Origin of the sequence: Kitasatospora sp. MBT63, assembly GCF_000710465.2 — a bacterium.
In the GTDB taxonomy this organism is placed as follows: Bacteria; Actinomycetota; Actinomycetes; order Streptomycetales; family Streptomycetaceae; genus Kitasatospora.
On the sequence record NZ_JAIZ01000478.1, the window covers coordinates 1 to 3,259 of the forward strand.

Consider the following 3,259-nt stretch of genomic DNA (forward strand, 5'->3'; position numbering starts at 1 on the left):
TGGACGGGGCTGTCCCTCCGAGACCAAAACAAGGTGATCGCAGGCCGGTCGATTGCGCACAATGGCCCATGCTCATCGACCACTGGCCCTTACTCGGACTACGACTGAACACCCCTCGGCTGGAACTGCGCCTGCCCTCCGGCGAGGAACTCGCCGAACTGGCCGACCTGGCGGCCGTGGGCGTCCACGAGCCGGACCGGATGCCCTTCTCCGTCCCCTGGACCGACCTGCCGCCCACGGAACGGGCGCGCTCGGTGGTCCAGCACCACTGGCTACGGCTCGGCAACTGGGCCCCCGACGACTGGGCGCTGAACCTCGCCGTCTTCGAACAAGGCCGGATCGTCGGTCTGCAGACGATCGCGGCCCGCAACTACGCCGCCGTGCGCGAGGTCTCCACCGGTTCCTGGCTCGGCCTTCGACACCAGGGGCGAGGCATCGGCACCGAGATGCGCGCGGCGGTCCTGCACCTGGCGTTCGCCGGGCTGGACGCGGCCGAGGCGACGTCGGGAGCCTTCATCGACAACCCTTCCTCGTTCCGGGTGTCCACCAAGCTCGGCTACGAACCCGACGGCGTCGAGCGCCTCGTCGTGCGCGACCGCGTCACCGTCCTGCGCCGCCTGCGCATCTCCCGCGCCCGGTGGGAGGCACACCGGAACACGGAGGTCTCGATCAGCAACCTCACCCCCCTGCCTGCCGCTGCTCGGGCTGCCGGACAGGACACCGGATCGGTCCGGCACAGTGGGCCCTTCGCCGCTGCCGCTCGAGGGTGAGGACGGCGTCGGCTGCTGACGTCAGCCGCCGTGGTCCGCACCGGGTGTGACGGACGATCGGTCATCACTCGGGCGTGGCCCCGCCGCGTTCGACGGCCATCGGAGTCGGGCGTGGGCGCCGTCCCCGCCGGCGCCGGTACGGGCCATGGCGGCCACGGCCTCCCGGCCGGGCCCGGGTGAGGGGCCGGCCGGGGTCCGGGATCGGCAGATCGGACTTTCACACGGTGAGGTGAGTGTCTTCGCCCAGCCCCCGGATCGCCGGCCGTCCGCGCCCGCGCCCGCGCCGCGATCCGGCCCCTACCGAGTGGCTGCCGACGGCCGGAACCTTCGACGGGGTCGGCGCGATCAGCGGCGGCACCGACTCCACCGACGGCGCGGAGTCGAGCTTCCAGCACACCCGGGGGCCGTCGGCTGCGGAAGCGGCTACGAGATCGACTACCTGTTGGACTGGCTCGGCTGCGCCGCCGGCCACCACCTGAGCATCGACCGTCTCGGCGGCCGGCGCGCCTTCACACGATGAGGTGAATGTCTTCGCCGGTACCGACGGTGGTTCTTGATTCTGCGGCTTTAGGGTCGTTCCACCCGGCCTAGACTCCACGCACATGTCGCTATGGCTGCTCAATCATTTCAGCACCACCACACTGGCCTTCGTCGCCGTGGGCGGAACCGTTCTGCTCGCCGTCGCCGGGAGCGTGCTGATGCGCCGCAGGTATCCGTCGCTGGCCCGTGGCGAGCACAACGACATGGTCGGTGTGACGCTGGGGATGTTCGGCGCCATCTACGGGATCATCCTCGCGTTCGTGATCGTCACCCTCTGGACGCAGTTGGAGGACACCCAGACCATTGTCGCCTCCGAGGCCACCGATGCGGCGCTCATCACGCGTGATGCCGCCGCGTTCCCGGATCCGGTGCGCGTCCGGCTCGATGCGGCCGTCAGCGGTTACATCCACGCCGTCGTCGAGGACCAGTGGCCCCGCATGCGTGCCGGCGACCCGAGCTACGGGGCGACGGAGGTCCATCTGCAGGACGCGTTCCAGGTGCTGCAGACCTATGAGCCGAAGGGCCAGGCGGAGCAGGTCTTCTACGAGCAGACCGTGGACCGGCTCAACGACGTCGCCTCCCAGCGCCGCGCCCGCATCACGATGGCACGCCAGGAACTGCCCCCGCTGCTCCAGGCGCTGGCGTTCGGCGGCGCCCTGGTCCTGATCCCGCTGACGTTCCTCTACGGCCTGCGCAAACTGCGGGCCCAGGTGCTGTTCGTCGGCTCGGTCGCCGGACTCGTCGGCTTCAGCCTGCTGCTGGTCTTCGTGCTGGACCGCCCGTTCTCCGGCGACCTCAGCGTCAGCCCTTCCCCCTACCGGGAGGGGGCCCTCGCGCAGTACTGGACCCCGTGAGATCCGATGAGGGCGGCGCTCCGGCGGGTGGCTGCTCCGGGGCCGCTACCGCGCTATCCCGCGCTGCGCGGCGGTAGCCGCTCCGTGATCCGGTCGAACAGGTCCGTCAGCGGCTCGCTGACGTCCTGCCCGAACTCGGTCAGCCCATAGGTGACCTGGGGCGGCGCGGTCGGCTCCACCTCCCGCCGGACCAGGCCGTCCTGGACCAGCGCGCGCAGGGTCTGGGAGAGCATCTTCTCGCTGACACCGCGGATGCTGTCGCGCAGTTCGTAGAACCGAAGGTCGCTGCCCCGCAAGGCGATCAGCGCCCAGACACCCCACCTGCTGGTCACGTGGTCGACCACGTCACGCGCGGGGCAGTCGGTGTGAAACACGTCATACCGGTGTCCTGCCTCGGCCTGCTTCAGCTGCGCGCCTTCCCTCATATCCGGAGCTTACCTTTAGGTATGTTCTTACGAAAAGTAAGCCCAACTCCTAGCGTCGGTCACCTCAGTGCACAACGGACGAGGAGCTGAACATGATCGTGGTGACCGGGGCTACCGGAAATGTGGGCCGGCCTCTGACGCAGGCCTTGGCCGCGGCGGGTGAGCAGGTGACGGCGGTGTCGCGGGACGCGGGGCCGGTACCTGACGGCGTCCGGCACGTGGCGGCCGACCTGGCCGAACCGACGAGCCTCGCAGCCGCGTTGACCGGCGCGAAGGCGCTGTTCCTCCTGCTCTCCGGCGACCTTCACGCCCCCGGAGCCAGGCCGGCCGACATCATCGCGCTGGCCGCGGCCCGCGGGGTCGGCCGGGTGGTCCTGCTGTCCTCGCAGGGCGTGGCGACCAGGCCGCTCGGACCGTCGCGGATCGCGATGCGCGCGGTGGAGGACGCCTTGCGCGGGTCCGGCCTGGACTGGGCCGTCGTTCGCCCGGGCGGCTTCGCCTCCAACGCCCTGGCGTGGGCGGAGTCCGTCCGCACGCGAGGGACGGTCGCCGCGCCCTTCGGCGACGTGGGGGTACCGGTGGTCGACCCGGCGGACATCGCCGAGGTGGCAGCGGCCTGCCTGCTGGACGACCGGCACACCGGCCGGGTGTACGAGCTGACCGGGCCGGC

The 3,259-nt window shown here is 70.8% G+C and carries 4 protein-coding genes and 1 pseudogene; 3 read left to right on the plus strand and 2 right to left on the minus strand.

The genetic code is table 11. The annotated features are described in order from the left end of the window. Nucleotides 1-68: 68 nt before the first annotated feature. Nucleotides 69-770: a GNAT family N-acetyltransferase gene (locus AA75_RS25980; RefSeq protein ID WP_063794440.1), complete on the plus strand. Its 702-nt coding sequence runs from the start codon at nucleotides 69-71 to the stop codon at nucleotides 768-770. On the opposite strand, the pseudogene AA75_RS52420 reads toward AA75_RS25980, so the two are convergent. Further along, nucleotides 751-864 (minus strand): annotated as a pseudogene (locus AA75_RS52420) (IS5/IS1182 family transposase); the annotation flags it as partial. The gene AA75_RS25980 and the pseudogene AA75_RS52420 overlap by 20 nt on opposite strands. A gap of 508 nt (nucleotides 865-1,372) precedes the next feature. Between AA75_RS52420 and AA75_RS25985 the strand changes: the two are divergent. Further along, on the plus strand, nucleotides 1,373-2,164 hold the full coding sequence (locus tag AA75_RS25985; RefSeq protein ID WP_033822679.1) for a DUF4239 domain-containing protein: 792 nt from the start codon (nucleotides 1,373-1,375) through the stop codon (nucleotides 2,162-2,164). A 53-nt stretch (nucleotides 2,165-2,217) separates the two neighbouring features. Here the strand turns inward: AA75_RS25985 and AA75_RS25990 are convergent, their stop codons facing one another. Then, nucleotides 2,218-2,589: a helix-turn-helix domain-containing protein gene (locus AA75_RS25990; RefSeq protein WP_033822680.1), complete on the minus strand. Its 372-nt coding sequence runs from the start codon at nucleotides 2,587-2,589 to the stop codon at nucleotides 2,218-2,220. A 92-nt stretch (nucleotides 2,590-2,681) separates the two neighbouring features. On the opposite strand from AA75_RS25990, the gene AA75_RS25995 reads away from it, so the two are divergent. Then, nucleotides 2,682-3,259 (plus strand): SDR family oxidoreductase (locus AA75_RS25995; RefSeq protein ID WP_033822689.1); only part of this gene is annotated, 578 nt, incomplete at its 3' end.